General features: G+C 62.3%; 16 protein-coding genes and 2 pseudogenes. 13 read left to right on the plus strand and 5 right to left on the minus strand.

Translation table 11 applies throughout. From position 1 onward, the window contains the following. The first annotated feature begins 83 nt into the window (after positions 1–83). Positions 84–422, plus strand: coding sequence for a hypothetical protein (locus NATGR_RS17585; protein WP_005575803.1), 339 nt, complete (start codon positions 84–86; stop codon positions 420–422). 8 nt (positions 423–430) lie between these two features. Here the strand turns inward: NATGR_RS17585 and NATGR_RS17590 are convergent, their stop codons facing one another. Next, a complete protein-coding gene (locus NATGR_RS17590; protein ID WP_005575801.1) occupies positions 431–1,324 on the minus strand; it encodes a bifunctional 5,10-methylene-tetrahydrofolate dehydrogenase/5,10-methylene-tetrahydrofolate cyclohydrolase in 894 nt (297 codons plus the stop codon). Between the two features lie 344 nt (positions 1,325–1,668). Further along, positions 1,669–2,916, minus strand: coding sequence for a serine hydroxymethyltransferase (gene glyA, locus NATGR_RS17595; RefSeq protein ID WP_005575800.1), 1,248 nt, complete (start codon positions 2,914–2,916; stop codon positions 1,669–1,671). Between the two features lie 166 nt (positions 2,917–3,082). Between glyA and NATGR_RS17600 the strand changes: the two genes are divergently transcribed. From NATGR_RS17600 to NATGR_RS17655, 11 genes and pseudogenes are all read left to right on the plus strand, one after another. Then, positions 3,083–5,266, plus strand: coding sequence for a glycoside hydrolase family protein (locus tag NATGR_RS17600; protein WP_005575798.1), 2,184 nt, complete (start codon positions 3,083–3,085; stop codon positions 5,264–5,266). Between the two features lie 605 nt (positions 5,267–5,871). Further along, entirely contained in the window at positions 5,872–6,690 is an 819-nt protein-coding gene (gene tbsP, locus NATGR_RS17605) for a transcriptional regulator TbsP (RefSeq protein WP_005575797.1), read from the plus strand. 391 nt (positions 6,691–7,081) lie between these two features. Further along, a complete protein-coding gene (locus tag NATGR_RS20115) occupies positions 7,082–8,269 on the plus strand; it encodes a hypothetical protein (RefSeq protein ID WP_175488601.1) in 1,188 nt (395 codons plus the stop codon). 55 nt (positions 8,270–8,324) lie between these two features. Further along, positions 8,325–9,029: an RNase P subunit p30 family protein gene (locus tag NATGR_RS17620; RefSeq protein WP_005575793.1), complete on the plus strand. Its 705-nt coding sequence runs from the start codon at positions 8,325–8,327 to the stop codon at positions 9,027–9,029. Then, a complete protein-coding gene (locus NATGR_RS17625) occupies positions 9,013–9,636 on the plus strand; it encodes a class I SAM-dependent methyltransferase (RefSeq protein WP_005575791.1) in 624 nt (207 codons plus the stop codon). The genes NATGR_RS17620 and NATGR_RS17625 overlap by 17 nt, the downstream gene beginning before the upstream one ends. After that, positions 9,633–10,127: an Rpp14/Pop5 family protein gene (locus tag NATGR_RS17630; RefSeq protein ID WP_005575788.1), complete on the plus strand. Its 495-nt coding sequence runs from the start codon at positions 9,633–9,635 to the stop codon at positions 10,125–10,127. Before NATGR_RS17625 ends, NATGR_RS17630 begins: the two co-directional genes overlap by 4 nt. A gap of 4 nt (positions 10,128–10,131) precedes the next feature. Then, positions 10,132–10,893: an archaeal proteasome endopeptidase complex subunit alpha gene (gene psmA, locus NATGR_RS17635; protein ID WP_005575785.1), complete on the plus strand. Its 762-nt coding sequence runs from the start codon at positions 10,132–10,134 to the stop codon at positions 10,891–10,893. 396 nt (positions 10,894–11,289) lie between these two features. Further along, a pseudogene (locus NATGR_RS17640) lies at positions 11,290–11,715 on the plus strand (IS1595-like element ISNagr10 family transposase); the annotation flags it as partial. A gap of 48 nt (positions 11,716–11,763) precedes the next feature. Then, positions 11,764–12,867: an IS630-like element ISNagr8 family transposase gene (locus NATGR_RS17645; protein WP_015233380.1), complete on the plus strand. Its 1,104-nt coding sequence runs from the start codon at positions 11,764–11,766 to the stop codon at positions 12,865–12,867. A 6-nt stretch (positions 12,868–12,873) separates the two neighbouring features. Next, a pseudogene (locus NATGR_RS17650) lies at positions 12,874–13,329 on the plus strand (IS1595-like element ISNagr10 family transposase); the annotation flags it as partial. Positions 13,330–13,515: 186 nt separating this feature from the next. Next, positions 13,516–14,241, plus strand: coding sequence for a ribosome assembly factor SBDS (locus NATGR_RS17655; protein WP_005575778.1), 726 nt, complete (start codon positions 13,516–13,518; stop codon positions 14,239–14,241). Between the two features lie 68 nt (positions 14,242–14,309). Here the strand turns inward: NATGR_RS17655 and NATGR_RS17660 are convergent, their stop codons facing one another. Further along, the gene (locus NATGR_RS17660; protein ID WP_005575776.1) at positions 14,310–14,636 is read right to left on the minus strand and encodes an FUN14 domain-containing protein; all 327 of its coding nucleotides are present in this window, start codon (positions 14,634–14,636) and stop codon (positions 14,310–14,312) included. A 274-nt stretch (positions 14,637–14,910) separates the two neighbouring features. Here NATGR_RS17660 and hflX point away from each other — a divergent pair, with 274 nt between their 5' ends. After that, positions 14,911–16,212, plus strand: coding sequence for a GTPase HflX (gene hflX / locus NATGR_RS17665; protein ID WP_015233893.1), 1,302 nt, complete (start codon positions 14,911–14,913; stop codon positions 16,210–16,212). A 312-nt stretch (positions 16,213–16,524) separates the two neighbouring features. Here the strand turns inward: hflX and NATGR_RS17670 are convergent, their stop codons facing one another. Together NATGR_RS17670 and NATGR_RS17675 are read right to left on the minus strand one after the other, a co-directional pair. Then, positions 16,525–17,586 carry a glycosyltransferase family 4 protein gene (locus NATGR_RS17670; RefSeq protein ID WP_005575772.1) on the minus strand — a complete coding sequence of 354 codons (1,062 nt, stop codon included), beginning with the start codon at positions 17,584–17,586 and terminating at the stop codon, positions 16,525–16,527. Between the two features lie 44 nt (positions 17,587–17,630). After that, positions 17,631–17,858: a hypothetical protein gene (locus NATGR_RS17675; protein ID WP_005575771.1), complete on the minus strand. Its 228-nt coding sequence runs from the start codon at positions 17,856–17,858 to the stop codon at positions 17,631–17,633. Positions 17,859–17,910 lie beyond the last annotated feature (52 nt).

Genomic DNA, 17,910 nt, shown 5'->3' on the forward strand with positions numbered 1-17,910 from the left:
ATTCTCACAATCGTTCTGTCTGACAGTGTATTCGAACGCCACGCGTCCGCAGGTTTACGTCGCTTGCCACCCTAGGACCGCCGATGACCGACGACACGATCACCGTCCGGTACACCTGCCCCCACTGTGAAGCCGTCACGAGCCTCGAGCGGCCGCCCAACCTCGCGGATCGGTCGGTGACGAAGCTCACGCAACCAGGTTGGGAGTACGCGACGGCGAACGACTCCGCCGAACAGCGGGAGGCCGCCGACGGCATCGAGTTCGTCTGTGGCGAGGACGGCCCCGTCACCGACCTCGAGGGCGGTTCCGTCGACGGCTGTGGCCGGCCGTTCTACCTCAACTTCGTGCGCTACGAGCAGGGTATCGAACTCGAGCCGGAACCGCCGACGTACGGCGGGCCGCGATTCGATTTCAACGAGTAGGCGGGCGACTACGGCAACTCGACGTCGACCCCTTGCTGCAGGCTCGCTGCTTTGACGGTGTTGTAGAGCAGCATCGCGCGGGTCATCGGGCCGACGCCGCCGGGGACAGGAGTAATCGCGCTTGCCTTTTCTTTCGCGGTCTCGAACTCGACGTCGCCGACGAGTTCGTACCCTTTCTCCGTGTCCGCATCCACGCGGTTCACCCCGACATCGACGACGACCGCGCCCTCACCGATCATCGAGCCGTCGACGAGTTCGGGTGCCCCCGCAGCGGCGACGACGACGTCGGCTCGCTGGGTCTTCGCGGCGAGGTCTTCGGTTCGTGAGTGACAGACCGTCACCGTCGCGTTGCCGTCGTCGGCCTTCTGGATCAACAGGTTCGCCAGCGGTTTGCCGACGATCTCCGAGCGGCCGACGATCGTTACGTCTGCGCCTTCGGTCTCGACGTCGTAGGCCTCGAGCAGTTTCTGGACGCCGTGGGGCGTACAGGGTCGGAACCTGGAGTCGCCGGCGACGAGGCGGCCGACGTTCTCGGGATGGAACCCATCGACGTCTTTTGCGGGGTCGACCCGACGGATGACCTCACGGTAGTCGACGTGGTCCGGGACGGGTGCCTGGACGATGTAGCCGTGGACGTCGGGATCGTCGTTTAGCGCAGCGATCTCGTCGTACAGTTCCGCCGGCGGGGCGTCGCCGTCCACGTCGACGTGGTAGCTCTCGATACCGACCTCCTCGCAGTCGCGCTGTTTCATGTTCACGTACGTCTCGCTGGCGGGATCGTCGCCCATCAACACCGTCGCCAGCCCCGGCCGCGTGCCGTCGGCGGCGAGCGTCTCGATCGCGTCCGTCAACCCCTCGCGGATCTCGCTTGCAACGGCGTCGCCGTCGATGATCTCGGTCATACTCGAGACGGCAACCGCGAGGCTAATTAATTCTCGGGTTCGTGCCTATATCCTGGCATCGAGCGACGCTATATAATCATGTTCGTGAATAAAAACGGCTTGTGACCGGTTCCAAAACATTCTGCTCAGCGATCTCTCGTGTGGCAGTGACAACGTCGTCCTCTCCCGCGAGACCGTCGTCCGTTCCGTCTCGCCCTCGAGTGGCCCTCCAACCGATACGGACGAGACGAACCGCCACCTCGGCTTGCTCGAATCCCACGCCGGCGAACCCGGGCCAGTACCTGAGAGCGAAACCACTGTGTAGGTATTTCGGCGGCTACACCGGAGAAGACGACGGTAGGTCGTTACTCGTAGAGGGGGTTCTCGTCACACAGTTGCTCGACGTCCTCACGGACCTCGGCGACGACCGACTCGTCGTCGGGTGCGTCGACGACGCGAGTGATGAGGTCGGCGACCGTGCGACAGTCCGCCTCGTCGAAGCCACGCGTCGTCAACGCGGCCGTGCCGGCACGGATACCCGACGGATCGAACGCCGACCGAGTTTCACCGGGCACTGTGTTCCCGTTCAGGACGATGCCAGCCTCCTCGAGTGCGTCCTCGGCGTCGCCACCGGAGGTGTCGGGATGGCTCTCGCGCAGGTCGACCAGCACGAGGTGGTTGTCGGTCCCGTCCGAGACCAGCGAGAAACCGTTGTCGGCGAGTTGCTCGCCGAGTGCCTTCGCGTTCGCAACCGTTTGGCGTGCGTACGCCTCGAAATCGGGCTCGAGAGCTTCCTTGAAGCCGACGGCCTTGCCGGCGACGTTGTGCATAAGTGGGCCGCCCTGGCCGCCGGGGAAGACTGCGGAGTCGATGTCGTCTGCGTACTCCTCGTCACACATGACGATGCCGCCACGACCGGCACGGATCGTCTTGTGGGTCGAGCCGGTGACGAAGTCGGCGGTGCCGACCGGTGTCTCGTGGACACCCGCGGCGACGAGGCCCGTGATGTGGGCGATGTCAGCGAGGTGGTAGGCGTCGACGCTGTCGGCGGCTTCCTGAATGCGGTCCCACTCGACCTCGCGCGGGTACGCGGAGTAGCCCGAAACGATGATATCCGGATCGAACTCCTCGGCGTGTTCGGCCAGACCCTCGTAGTCGAGGTAGCCAGTTTCGGGGTCGACCTCGTACTGTTCGACCTCGTAGAGCTGGCCGACGAAGTTCGCCGGGTGGCCGTGACTGAGGTGGCCGCCGTGAGTCAGGTCCAGCGAGAGAATCTTGTCGCCGGGCTCTAGCATCGCGAAGTAGACGGCCTGGTTCGCCTGCGTACCCGAATGAGGCTGGACGTTGACGTGGTCGGCCCCGAACAGCTCCGTCGCGCGTTCGATCGCGAGTTCCTCGACCTCGTCGGCGTACTCGCAGCCGCCGTAGTAGCGCGAGCCGGGATACCCCTCGGCGTACTTGTTCGTCATGACGCTTCCCTGAGCGTCGACGACCGCACGACTGGCGTGGTTCTCGCTCGCGATCATCTGCAGCGTCGACCGCTGGCGATCTATCTCGCTCTCGAGTGCGTCAGCAACGGCGGGATCGACGTCCCGAACGTGGTCGTGATCCATGTCCGATAACGCGACTGGGGGTCGTATAAGTGTACCTTTCCCGGGCAATCTCCGACACCCGCACCCGGAACGCGAACTGACACCATACAATATTTCCAATACACATGGATGTCGATGGTGGGCGATCCAATACAACTAACTTCTCCCCGTAACATTCGAACTTCGAATGATAGAGTGGGCGCTGGAAGAACGGATGCTCCGGGTCACCGACGTGGACAACGCGGAGCTATCCGTCCGTGGTGGCGATCTCACCGTCAGCGGCGACGGCCCCGACCTCTCGCGGGCGGTCGACGAAACCGTCCTCGCGGAGACCACCCACCTCGAGTTCCCACACTCGGTCGTCTACGCGTTCTCGACGGAGTCGAACGACCGATACGAACTCGACCCCACAGGCGAGCCGCTCACGCTTGAGCCTGGCGAGTACGTCGTCGACGTCGACACGGAGATCAAGACCTATCTCCGGTTTTCTGGTCGGGCCACGATCGAGAAGACGCCGGACTTCGAGTCGGTCGTCGTCTCGTTTCCCGAGCGGACGGCGGTCGTCCTCGGCTTCCGGAGTCGACACGAACTCCCGGCAGGAACGATCACGGTCCCGGACGACCCCGCGAAAGTCGCCGACGGGATCTCTCATCTCGCCGCCTCCCACAAGACCGCCGGCCCCGACCGGACCTACCCGACGCTACGGGGCCACCCCTCCCTGCTCGAGGCCGGCGACGAACTCGATATTCCCGATGCGCTCTCGATGGACGCTCCCGAGACGGGAATCGAACTCGTCGTTCCGCCCTGCTACGAGTCGCTGTACGTCACCGCACCGCTTTCGTACTACCTGCAGGCGACCGTTCGAACGACCGACCAGATCCCCGACGCATACGACGGCGACGACCCGAGAGCGCCCGTTCTCCGTCTCCCCGACGAGGGGGTCGAACGGCCACTCTCACCGCTGCCGACTCTCGAGCGTGACATCGAACGACTGCTCCGGAAGACGTTCTTCCTCGACTGCCTCGTCCGCAACGCGGGACCGTACGGGACGAAACTCGCCGAAGAGACCCTCCTCGAGGAACTCGGCTGTGACGCCACCACCCTCTACGAGGCGTCACCACAGACCCGGCTCGCAACCTACCTCGACGTGCCGTTTACCGCGATCGAACACCGGGTTCCGGAGTGGCATCTCTCGACGTACGTCGCACCCGAGTTCGACCGTCTCGAGGCGCTTCCGTTCCTGCTCGATCGGATGAGCTTGATCTACCGACCGCGAACCTCCACGCTCGACGGGCAAGAACTGATCGAACGCTCGCTCGAGGACTTCTATCGGGGAACGAACACGACCGACGACTACGTCGCCGCCGACGCCGACCGGGCAAACGCCGGCGAGGTCGCCTCGGTCGATGTCGTCAAACCCGAACTCCGGCACGGTCGCGTCCACGGCTGGCTCGCCGACGGCGTCCCGATCGACGTCTTCAAGTCCGCACCAGACGCCTACTACAATCGTCTCGACTACCTCGGCCGCTCGAGCGACGCCACCTCGATCCGTGTCGTCCTCAACGACCCCGAGATGGGAAGCGAGTACGACGAGGTCGCACCGATCTACCGGCAACGCTCCGAAGAACTCCCCATCGATGTCGCCGTCGAAGAGTCACTCGAGATGGCCGACCTCGCCAGGATCTTCGAGAACGATCACGACTTCGTCCACTACATCGGTCACTGTGAGACCGACGGCTTCCGCTGTCCAGACGGCTACCTCTCGGTCTCGAGTCTCGATCGCTGCAACACCCAGACGTTCTTTCTCAACGCCTGTGGCTCCTTTTACGAAGGAAAACGGTTGATAGAGAAGGGAAGCGTCGCAGGCGCGGTGACTTTCTCGCAGGTTCTCAACGATCACGCCGTCACTGTCGGGTCGACGTTCGCGAAACTGTTGGTCCACGGGTTCAGCATCGAGCGCGCGATGGGGTTGGCTCGTCGTCGGATCATGATGGGAAAAGACTACGCGGTCGTCGGGGATGGCACCCACTCGCTGACACAGGCCGACCATCGGTTTCCGACGACGGTGACGGTCGACCCGCTCGACGGAGGGTCTGCCGACCTCTCCGGTCCAGTATCGACGGGCTCCGGCGACTCGGCCGACCGGTATCACGTGACCGTCGACTGTTATATGACACGCGCGACTGGAGCGTACTACTACCCTCACACCGAGGACAACGAGTACGCTTATCTCTGTGGGAACGAAACGAATATGACTCTCTCGAGCTCGGAACTGGTGACTTTACTGAAAGAAACGGAGGCGTCAGTTATCTACGACGGGGACCTCTACTGGTCCGAGGAGTTGTGGCCTCGGTTCGAACGGACACGCTGAAACGGACTACTGCGAGTCAGTACCGACACGACCACGAACCCGTCCGTGGCCGGCCGGAACACCGTACAGCACTCCGTCACGTATCGCCGCCGTTGGCATCGCGTCACACTCCGTCGTAGTCAATTATTGCCGATCGCCAGTACGTAGTTACAGCAAACCGTATCAGGGCCCGCCGTACGTACTGATTCCTTTCGCACGAACTGATCGTTCGGTTGGCCGTCCTGACTGTCCATCGACTTGTCGATTACCGATCCACCACGATCGGTCTTCTCGATCACCCATGCGTTCCTATAATTGCAAATGGCCGTTATATATTTATTGCTGCACAGTTGGCTTTTAGTACCGGTCTAATTTTGACTTCGCTTTCGGGGTCAGAATTGGCCGCCCTTCAGTGGCGACCACATCCCACGGTCACTGCTACCGACTTGATTCCGACGATCTATTACTGCAGCAACACGTTCTGCTGTCCCAACATGCCGTCTCAGAGCTATCCCTCCGACGATCGGGGCAGAAAAGTGCTCGTACTGACAGGCGGCCAGTGGACTTATAGTACCGTAACGGCCGGCATAATTAAGTGAATTTCTCGCGTTTACTTCTTCACACGCATGACCTCGAATTTACTCAACCACCAGATTGACGATATCCTCGGGACTGTACTCGAGGATGCAACCGGGGATATCTACATGGTAAATCCCTCCTGGGACGCCATCGAAGAGTTCGTCTCGGTCGCTACGGCGTTCGACGACTCCCTTCCGACCGTCCACATGCTCGCGGACGAACGGACGCTCAAAGACGTCATGGACGACTTCATCGTCGCCTCGAACGCTGCCGACCTCATCAGTGAGGACGCCCTCTCACTCCGGACGCTCGAGGAAGCTCCCGAGAACTCGCTTCTGGTTACCGACGAGCGCACCATCGCGATCGTCCACGCAGGCGACCGCGTCGGCGGACTCATCACCGAAGACGAGAGTTTCGTCGAGGACACGTACGACACCTACGCGGCACGCTGGGGGGAGGCAACCGAGTTCAACCTCCGGACGCCCCCGATCACCGACGTCCGCGAGACGCTCTCCGAGGAGATCGGCACGGCGGCCGAAGAAGACTTCTCCTCGATCCTGAACTCGCTCGAGACCGCTCGCGGCGACGGCGAGGGCCTCGACGAAGTGACCATCTCGCTGCTCGTGGCCGCCCGCAACGAGGCCCTGCTGTACGACATCAGCAAGTGGGGCGAAGACGTCGGCATCGCCTCGAAGGCGACGTTCAGTCGAACGAAGACCAAACTCGAGGACATGGGACTGATCGACACCGAGAAAGTCCCGATCGACGTCGGTCGTCCACGCCTGCGCCTGAAGATCGGCGACGACCGACTCCACGAGGCTGACAACGGCCAGCTCGCGACGGTTGCACAGTCGATTCTGAACTGACGACCTCTTACTCTACGGATTTACCCACGGACGGCGCTACAGCCGACCTGAACTGAGGGTCGTGGCCGCAGACGGAAGACGGCTGCCCTCGCTGGCTGGAATTGACGCCGTGACGATCGGCTGACACCACAACGTACTTGCAACCGGCATCGGAAGCGGTGGTATGCCCGGACCAGTCTCCCGGCGCACAGCCCTCCGTTCGATCGGTAGCACGGCTGCCGTGCTTACTGTCGGTTCGCCCCCGGAGTCGAGTCGATCGGCTCTCCCGGCTCAGTCACCATCGGTAACGTGGTCGCGAACGTACGATCCCGGTGGAGAGATCGCAGCTGCTTCGAGTCTGGGCAGTCGTGGCGCCATCTCCGATCTCCAACCAACCGAGGACGGTTTGCTGATGGTCGGCCACGTCTTCTCAGACGGAACGGGCCGGGGCTGGATCGCCAGCGTCGACGACTCCGGCCGTCAACAGTGGGAACGCGTTTTCGATGGGAGTACCGAGTTCCAAGCCCTCGAGCCGGTAGCGCCGGCCGACGGCGACGGTCGAACCGAACAGCGGGACACACTCGTCTGTGGGACGACCAACGCCGCGGTTCGACCCGAGTCCGGCGCTCGAAACTTCGATCCGTACTGTGGTCGTCTCGACGACGACGGCTCTCTCACATGGGGGCTGACGTATCAAACCGAGCGATCGTACGGCGGATCGTACGGCAGCGGCGAGGGCGACCTCGGCGGGAGCGGTCGGCTGTTCGACCTGACGGCTGCCGGGGACCGGTACGTCGCTGCCGGACGCATAAGCGAAAGACGACGGACCCCGTCCGCAATCTGCATCGACGGCCGTGGTGACCTCGAGTGGCGCTGGGAACACCCCGGTGACGTCCGGGGAACCGCCTGGGGAATCACCGCCGTCGACGACGAGGTCGTCCTCGTCGGCGCTCACGGCGAGGGCGGCCGAGACGCGGAGACAGCGTGGCTGGCGAGGATCGACGGACGGGGAGAGACAGTCTGGGAGACGGCCCTCTGGGACGCGGAAGACGGGAGTAGACTCACAACCGTCGCTCGCGGACCCAGGGACACCGTTCTGGTCGCCGGAACTCGCGCGTCGGACGAGGCCGGGGTTCTCGCTGTCGACGGCACTGACGGCGCGGTTCGATGGCGCGACACGGCCGCCGACGGCGTCGACGAACTCGAGGACGCGTTCGCGCTCGAGGACGGCTACCTTCTCGTGGGTTCTCGAGCAACGGACGACGGAACGGCGGCCTGGGTGGCGCTGCTCGAGTCCGGCGGTGACGTGGTCTGGGCGACGACGGTCAGTGAGCGACGCCACACCACTGGACACGCAGTCCGTCCAACCCCCGACGGCGGAGTGCTCGTCGGCGGAGAGACGAGAGACGACGATGCACACGCTTGGCTCGCCAAACTCGGGGGAGACGACGGGGGGTCGGGCTGGGAACTCCCTACCCCGTCGCTCCCGGCGTGGACGGGCCCGTTCGCCGTCGGAGCTGGAGTCGGCGGGGGAATCGCAGGACTCCTGGCGTATCGTCGGACCGGCGCAACGATGTCGGACGCGACGGATCGAGAGTAACGACGCGCAGTCGGATGACGCAACTCCCAAGTCACCGCCCCGAGAGTTCTCGAGTATGTACGAAGCCGTCCACGCCCACCCCGACGGAGCGAGTACGGTCGCCAGACTCGCGAAGACGGCGACCGACTACGGTTTCGAGGGCGTGGTCGTGCGTAATCGCTCGGACGCTCGAGCCGACTACGACGCCGCGGAGATCCGCGAAGCTTACGGGGTCGACGTCGTCGAGGGAATCGAGATTCGGGCCGACGATCCCCAACAGGCAAGCGGTGCCGTCGGAAACCACCGGACAGACGAGACGATCGTTACCGTCTCGGGCGGGACGCCGGCACTGAATCGCTTCGCCGTCGAGAACGAGAAAGTCGACGTGCTCGCCCACCCGATGACTGGCGAGGGTGACGTCAACCACGTCGTCGCGAAAGCAGCCGACAAGAACGGTGTCCGCCTCGAGTTCGACCTCTCGGGTGTCCTCCGTACTCACGGGGGACGCCGGGTCAGGACGGTCCAGTCGCTCCAGAAATTGTACGAGATCGTCGACTACTACGACACACCCTACGTCGTGAGCGCGACGCCGACCTCCCACCTCGAGTGTCGTTCCCCGCGAGAACTCGCGGCTGTCGGGGCCGAGATTGGACTTTCCGAACAGTTCGTCGAGGACGGACTCGCGGAGTGGGGTCGCCTCGCCGAGCGCAATCGCCGCATCCAGTCCGAGGAGTTCATTGAACCCGGGGTCGAACGTGGCAGGTATGAAGAGAAGTCTTGAGGACCACGCCGCCCGGTTCGACGAGGTAGCCGGCGAGTACGACGAAGACCAGTCCGAGGAGTATCGCGCCTGTGCGAACCTCGTAATCGAACGTGCCGAACCCGACGATTCGGACACCGTGCTCGATCTCGGAACCGGCACCGGTGCAATCGCGCTCGCGCTGGCCCCCGATGCCGACCGCGTCGTCGGCCGAGACATCAGCGACGGAATGATGGAAGAGGCCGAAGAGAAAGCCGAGGAACGAGGACTCGACGACCTCGAGTTCGACTACGGCCGGTTCCGCGAGCCGGAGTACGACGGCGAGGTCGATATCGTCACCTCGAACTTCGCGATGCATCACCTCTCGGACGAGGAAAAGCGCGAAGCGATCGGCGTCATTGCCGACCTCGGGCCGCAGCGGTTCGTGCTCGGCGACGTGATGTTCTTCGGCGAGCCAGACCCCGACGAGCCGTTCTATTCGCCGGAGGTTGACGACCCTGCGACCGTCGGCACCCTCGCGGACGCCTTTACCGACGCTGGCTTCTCGCTGACGGCGGTCGAGCGCGTCCACGACCAGGTCGGCGTGCTCGTCGCCGAACGCGGACGGGTCGAAGTCGACGGCGAATGAAACACCTCCCGAAACATCTCCGGCCGCGCTGGCGGTATCTCGCCGTTGCCCTCGAGTCTTGGCCGGACGCCGTCGTCGAGCGGCGATCGTTCCAGCGGGAACTCTGGTATGCAGGGCAGAACCTGCTGGGCGATCCAGGCAGTGCCAGGGCGGATCTGACCGTCGTCCGGTTCGAGTTCGAGGACGGACGTGGAGAGGCACTGATCAAGGTCCGCCGCGGCGAGACCGACCCGGCTCGCGCGTCGCTTGCGTGTATCGACGAAATAAACGGCGCTCCGGTCGGAATTCGGGTGGTCGGTATCAGTGGTACGATCCGTGCCGCTGAAGAAAACTATTTAGGACGCGGCCGGCAAGAATCCGAGGAGAGAAACGTCGTGTTCGGGAACGAGCAGCGAGTCGCCGTCGTTCGTAACCGCGATGGATCTGCGGACGTTCGACTCGCAGACGAGTCGTTCGCGGGCGCGACAGACCTCGATTGCGATTTAGCGTGATACTATGCAGGGACAAGCCCAACAGCAGGCGTACGACCGAGGCATCACGATCTTCTCGCCGGACGGCCGACTCTACCAGGTCGAGTACGCCCGCGAGGCGGTCAAGCGAGGTACGGCAAGTATCGGCGTTCGAACGCAGGACGGCGTCGTCCTGGCAGTCGACAAACGAGTCCCCTCTCCGCTGCTAGAGGACTCGAGCGTCGAAAAGCTTCACAAGGCCGACGACCACGTCGGCATCGCCAGTGCCGGTCACGTCGCCGACGCGCGCCAGTTGATCGACTTCGCGCGCCGCCAGGCCCAGGTCAACCAACTGCGCTACGGCCAGCCGATCGGCGTCGAAACGCTGACCAAGGAAGTCACCGACCACATCCAGCAGTACACGCAGGTCGGCGGTGCGCGACCGTTCGGCGTCGCCCTGATCGTCGGCGGCATCGACAACGGCGAACCGCGCCTGTTCGAGACCGATCCCTCGGGAACCCCCTACGAGTGGAAGGCTCTGGCAGTCGGCGCGGATCGGGGCGACCTCCAAGATTACCTCGAGGAGAACTACGACGAAGAGGCAGACCTCGACGGCGGCATCTCGCTTGCCCTCGACGCGCTCGCGTCGGCCAACGAAGGCTCGCTGCTCCCCAACGAAGTCGGAATCGCGACGATCGACGTCGAGACCGAACGATACGAACAGTTCGATCGCGACCGTATCGAGAGTCATCTCGAGGAGAACGACCTGCTCGGGACCGAAGACGACACCGACGAGAGCGACGAGTAACGAGCGTAATCGAGAACACGGCCCGCCGGCCGGCCCACGGCTGACGACTGGGCGGGACTAGTGGCGGGCCAAGCCTGGACTGCGGGGTCGAATCTGGCGGTGTGGCTCGATTCGACCCGGCAGTCGACGGTTGGGACGGTACTAGTGCTTTGGCAAGCCTGAACGGGTGAGTGAAACCGAATGCGGTCGTCTGGGTTCACTCAGCAGTCGACGGTTGGCGGAGTACTAGTACCGTCCCAAGTCTACTCTGGCTAGTGCACTCTACTCCTGATCGAGAATCGTGATCGGTTTGGGCCAACTCTCAACTAGCGCTCTTCGGAAGCAGATTGTTGGTCGAACAGAGCTGGCGCTGTGAAAGCGTAGCGGGCAAGGGTGATGCGTCAGCATCACCCGACTATGTTCCCAGTTGAAGTGTTTCGCTCAGAGGCGAGCGCCGCGAACCTGCTGGAGCAGGTTCGCTGGCGCGAGGGCCTCCAGTGCCCGCGCTGCCAGTCTGAATCGGTGATCAAGTACGGCAGCTATCGAGAGTATCAGCGGTATCGCTGTAAAAATTGTGGACGCACGTTCAACGACAAGACCGGCACGATCTTCGCGCACGCGAAGATCGGCCTTGACAAGCTGTTGTTCGCGTTCTACTCGTTGCTCCGATTCAACACGAGTATCCGCCAGTTAGACGCTGAAATTGACGTCTCCTACCGATCGCTTCACCGGCGCGTCGAGCGTTTCGCCAGAACGCTCGACGCGCCTCAGCTCGATCTCGTTGGCCCCGTCGAGATCGATGAGTTCTACGTTTCTGCCGGAAAGAAAGGCCGCGAGCGCGACCATAATGAGTGACAGAAGTTTTGGGCGTGGGCTAAGACGAACGGGGTAATGGGAGGAGACCGGCGGGGCGAGCTCGTTCGTCATCTGAGCGAGGAGGAGTTGGATCGTCTGCTGGACGAAGCAGACGATCCAAAGGTCGTCAAGCGGCTCACCTTTGTCAAACGTCTCTACAAGGGTGCAACGTACGAAGAAGCAGCCGACGACGTTGGGAAATCTGCGTCGACTGGAAGTCGCTGGGCACGTCGATGGAACGATGGCGGGCTGGGTCAGTTGACACCGAACTTCGGGGGCGGAAGGCCCCCGAAGCTCGGTGACGAGGAACAAGAGTGTCTTCTAGAACTTCTCCGGGAGGGACAGCCCTGGAAAGCACAGGAAGTTCACCAGCTCTTGGACGAAGAGTTCGATGTTGAGTACCATCCGGATTATCTCGGTCGATTCCTCCGGAATCTCGGACTGTCTTACGCTAAACCACGTCCAAAACGTCCCTCACGGCCAGAAAATGCAGATGAAATCCTCGAAGAACGCGTCGCAGACGCGTTCGACGAGGAAACAGAGACAGCACATAACAAGCGTCCCGAGGATGAGGACGAAGGCTGGGTTCTCGACGACGATATCTGTACAGATGGAGGAACTATCGTCGGTTTTTGTGACGCTTCTCATCCGCAACCATACGACAATTCGCATCGACTGTGGTACGTCGATGATCCGACACTCGAACGACCGCTGGTGAAGCTTGACGAACCAGCGGTCGGGTGCTATACGCTCAACGGCGAAAGTGTCCTGACCTTTCCTGAAGATCAATCGAAAGAGAACATCTGTGCCCTATTGGAGGAGGTCCGCGAGCAGAATCCGGGAACGCGGATTCTGCTCGTCTTGGACAACTTCTCGTCTCACATCTGTGAGCACACGCGCAAGCGCGCACATCAACTCGGTATCGATCTCGTCTTTCTTCCGGTCGGTTCACCGCATCTCAATCCAATCGAGCAGGTCTGGAAAGTGCTCAAACGGAATGCTTCACCAATCGTCGTGGCGAGCGAGAGCGCGTTCCGCACTCTCGCTCGCCGCCTCTTCAACACCCTCACCGATCGACTTGGATTCGCCAAGTCTTGGATCGACCAGTTCCTCAGTCCATATTTGCAAAAGTTATCTTGATCATTAGAGTCGCGCTCGCGTGGTCTCTCGAAACGTGGCAGAGGAAACTACGACGAAGACAAGCCACCTGTGTTTGTCCTCGTTGATCGCGGTAGCGATCAGCGATACGTCATCCCGTCGAAATCCGCCGACGAATCGGCTGTGCGACTCCTCCTCGATTCCCACGAGGAGGAGTCGCTGACAGTCTATACCGACGGCTTTCGTGCCTACGACCCGTTAGAGACGGACGAAACGTACCAGCGAGAAGCGGTTATTCACGGCGAGGGAGAGTACGTTGATGGAGATGTACACGTGAATACGTGCGAGAGCCACGCGTCGCTGGCGCGACGGTGGCTCTCGCCGCATCGAGGTATCTCGAAGGACAAACTCACCACGTATCTCAGACTCTTCGAATTTCGTCGGAAAATCCTACGCAAACCCGGTCGAAAAGCCCTGAAAGACATCGTTCGAACTGTTCTCTGACTCACCAACAATGTCCTTCACAAGAGCGCTCAACTAGTCGGTCCACGTTTGGGACGGTACTAGCCACCGTTTCACTCCGCTTTTTCCGACTGTCCCTCGCCGACAGCCGTCCGTCAGTCCCGGGCGGTACCGTCGCTTCGAGTCGGCAGGAAAAGGTCTTTTACCCGGCCGGAGGTATTTCACGGCATGATATCACTCGACGAGGCAGTGACGGCGCGACTTGAGTCACACGGGGCGCGCTTCGAAGTGTTGGTCGACCCGGACGCGGCACTCGAGATCAAACGCGACGAGTTCGACGGCGATCTCGAGGACGTGATTGCGGCGGAAGACGTCTTCGAGGACGCCTCGCGTGGCGACCGGCCGGCGGAGGACGACCTCGAGACGGTGTTCGACACGACCGAACCGCTCGAGATCATTCCAGAGGTCATCACGGAGGGAGAGATTCAGATCACGGCCGAGCAGCGCCGCGAGATGCAAGAACAAAAGCGCAAGCAGTTGATCGATACGATCGCACGCAACGCGATCAACCCGCAGATGGACGACGCTCCCCACCCGCCCGAACGCATCGAGAACGCGCTCGAGGAGGCGGGCTTTACGGTCGATCCGATGGAGCCCGTCGAGAACCAGGTCGACGACGCGCTGGATGCGCTCCGGCCAGTCATCCCGATCCGGTTCGAAGAGGTGACAGTCGCCGTCCAGATTCCCGCGGAGTACGCGGGCAGTGCCCAGGCACAGGTGCGACAGTTCGGCGACCTAGAACGCGAGGAGTGGCAGCCCGACGGGTCCTGGATCGGCGTCGTCACGTTCCCGGCAGGGATGCAAAACGACTTCTACAACGTCGTCAACGAACACTCGAGCGGCAAAGCCGAGACGGAAATCGTCAAGGACAAAGACGACCTGAAAACTCGGTAGCCGGCGATCGTTGCTGTCGTCTATCTTTGAACAGCGAGAGAATCCCACCGGTTACGGCGAGGAGGATGTCACCCGCGGTGGAACCCGATCAGGAACCCGCTGGTGAATCCGGCACCGACGGCTGCCACCGAGAGCATCGACTCGAGTTGGTGGATTTCTGTGCCGGCAGCCTGGACCTGTGCCTGTTCCTGTGCGTCGACGAGGCCGGCCGTGAGTCGATTGTAGTCGACGATCAGGATACCCTGTGACTCCAGATAGCGAAAGACCATTAGCTGCACGCCAATGATGATCGCGAGCAGTTTCGCGATGCGTTTCGTCCCGAAACCCACGAGCCCACCGATGAGTGCGCCGCCACAGAACTCGAGAGCGAGCGTCGTCGGATCGACGTCTATCATCGGCCCGGACTTTCGACCCGGGAACAATGACTGTTGTGTTGTGGGCGCCACGAACACGGGATTCAAGACGGTCGGAGACGTACGGCGATGTATGACTCACGCTCGTCCAGCGGAGGTGTTCGACCGCCATCACTGACGATTCGACGGGTCGACAGCCTCGCGTTCGACCCGCCAGGCCGACGACTGTGGCGAGGGCGGGAGTGAGCCAGTGCGTATCGACGGCAACGAGACGAGAACCGCGAGCGCGAGCAGCGTCAACCCGACTTATCCAGGCATGAGAGCGATCATCGCAAAACGCGTCGACTCCGGCACGCCAGACACCAGTGAGATCCGCGACCTCGCAGCGGCGGCGGGCTACACCGTCGTCGGTGAGGTTACCCAGTCGAGAACGGCCGATTCGGCCCTGCAAATCGGCGAAGGGAAGGCGAACGAACTTGCGACGAAAGTCGCTGGCACCGACGCTACGACCGTCATTTTCGACAACCGGCTTGGGCCCTACCAGACGTACAACCTCGGCCAACTGTTGCCCGAGGGCGTCGAGGTGATCGACCGCTTTACGTTGATTCTCGAGATCTTCGGTCAGCGTGCCCAGACTCGGAAAGCGCAACTGCAGGTCGAACTGGCGGAACTCCGGTACGAACTCCCTCGGGCCGAAGCTAAGACCAGCCTCGCGAAACGCGAGGAACATCCCGGGTTCATGGGTCTCGGCGAGTACGACGAGAGCCGCGAACAGGACATCAAAAACCAGATCAGTCGGATCAGGGACGAACTCGAGCGGATCGAGCAAACCGAACAGCAGCGCCGAGAGCGACGCCGCGATTCGGGGTTCGATCTGGTCGCGCTCGCAGGCTACACGAACGCGGGCAAGTCGACGCTGTTGCGGCGGCTCGCGGCGGATCTGGACGTCGATGAGAACGAAGACCTCCACCGGGATCTCGAGTCGACGGCGGAGTCACAGGACAAACTGTTCACGACGCTTGGCACGACGACCCGGCGTGCGGACATCGAACCACGCGATGTCTTGGTTACTGACACTGTCGGATTCATCAGCGACCTGCCCCACTGGCTGGTCGAGTCGTTCAAGTCGACGCTGGATTCGGTTTACCGGGCGGACTTGGTCTTGCTCGTGGTCGACGTCAGCGAATCCGTCGACGCGATCCACGAGAAACTGGTGACCTGCCACGACACCCTCTACGAGCGCAACGAGGCACCGATCGTGACAGTACTGAACAAGATCGACGCGGTCGACGACGAGGCACTCGCGGAGAAACGCGAGGCGATCTCGTCGCTTGCACCCAGTCCCGTCACGGTCAGCGCGAAAGAGGGAGCGAACGTCGACGCCCTGCTCGAGCGGATCGACCGCGAGTTACCGGACTGGGAGGAGGAACGACTCGTCTTGCCGATGACCGACGACACGATGAGTCTCGTCTCGTGGATCCACGACAACGCAAACGTCGAGGACGTCTCCTACGGCGACGACGACGTGCTCGTCTCCTTCGAGGCCCGTCCCGCGGTCATCTCGCAGGCACGCTCGCGGGCAGGCGAGTTGCAGACGGCGCAACTGGAATCAGCGTGAGCGCTCTTTCGGTATCGAGACTGTCGGCACGGTTCTCAAACAGTACGTCGAGCCATCACAGCCGCCTGTGAACCGCCTTGGCCTGTTTCGCCTGTAGAATCGGTCGCTGACTGCTCTGACAAGTATGTCCGTAGACGCGGCTCTGCCAACGAGCTCGTTACCGGGATATCGAGGCGGACAGCCACGGCTTTACAGTCGGTGACGAAACCACTCATACGGTTTGCTGTCCGTCAGTTCCGGTGCGACCGCGAGTGCTCCTGCGGTCGCGCCGGGACATCGGGACAGCGTTCCGTGTCACACGTGGATAGTCGTTCAGAGAACGCCCGACGACTCCTGCAGGCGCTCGTACGTCGTCAGGTACTGCTCGAGAACGGCGTCTTTGTCGTACTCGTCGAACGCCTCGTCGAACTCGCGTCTCTCGAGGTCGCCCGCCTCGACGATGGCGTCTGCGAGTTCCTCCTCGCTGGTGGTTCGAAACCCTCGATCCCAGCCTTCGACGAGTTCGTGGGCACTCGAGTTGACGTGATACTCGACGATGCCGACACAGCCCGAGGCGATCGCCCACAGCATTTCGGAGGGGAAGACGCAGTATTCGGCGGTCTGGGCGAAGACGTGTGCGCCCCGATAGGCCGCGATCCGTTCCTCGAGCGAGCAGTTGCCAGCGAACGTGACGCGGTTCTCGATCCGAAGGTCACTCGCCAGACGTTCGTAGGTGTCTCGCTCTGGGCCGTCGCCGAGGACCGTTGCGGTCCAGTCGCGGTCACGGTACTCCGCGAGTGCAAGGAAGAGGCTCTCGAGGTTTGCCCCCTCGTCGAGTCGTCGCGAGTAGATCACGTCCACGTCTTCGCCGACCGGTGTCTCTCGGATTCGGTCGACGTCGATCGGGTTCGGAACGACGTCGACGCCGTGCTCGTCGACGCCGCGTTCCATGACCCAGGTGGTGACGAGCTCCGACGGCGTAATGATGCAATCAGGTTTGGGCAGCGCCCAGCGCATCACCCGGTTGGCCGGCAGTTCCTCTGTGCCACACCACTCGAGAACGAGTGGTGCGCGGGCGAGCGTTGCACCCCAGTTTGCCGCGAGTACCTGTCCCGGGGGCTCGGGAATCGTGTGGACGACGTCAGGTCGTAACGATGCGAGAGCGACGGGGAGTCGGGCGACGAACGCGTATCGCGCCTCGAGATCAGAGCCGAGTCCGTGGTAGGTGATGCCGTTGCGTTCGAACGTCGAGCAGTCTCCTTCCCAGAATCGGGCACAGTAGACGTGAACGTCGTGACCGGCGTTCTGGAGCAACGTGAGAATAGTCTGGAGTCGCCGCTTCGTCTCGGTATCCCGGTGGTGGATCGTTTCGAACGAGACGAATGCGACGCGCATATGCTGTCGTCACGTAGCGATAGGATAAAAAGTCACTTTTTTCGCTACAGTCTGCTGGCCGGTTGCTCATCGTCGAGGGCAGCGAGAACGCCCGCGTTTCCGGTGTCACTGGCTGCTCCGTCAGCGCTTGCCATCTCGTCGGAGTCGCTCTCGCCGTCCGGTTTGGGCTCGTCGCCACCAGCGGGGTCGAGCCTCTCGATGTGTTCGCCGTCTTTCTCCGTCAGCGGTTCGTCCTCGTCGGTTGCGAACTCCGGCGCGACGACCGAAACCATCAGCCCGAACGCACCCAGAACGGCGAGAATCGTTCCAGACCGAGCCGTCGTC

Origin of the sequence: Natronobacterium gregoryi SP2 (genome assembly GCF_000230715.2) — an archaeon.
GTDB classification, from domain to species: domain Archaea; phylum Halobacteriota; class Halobacteria; order Halobacteriales; family Natrialbaceae; genus Natronobacterium; species Natronobacterium gregoryi.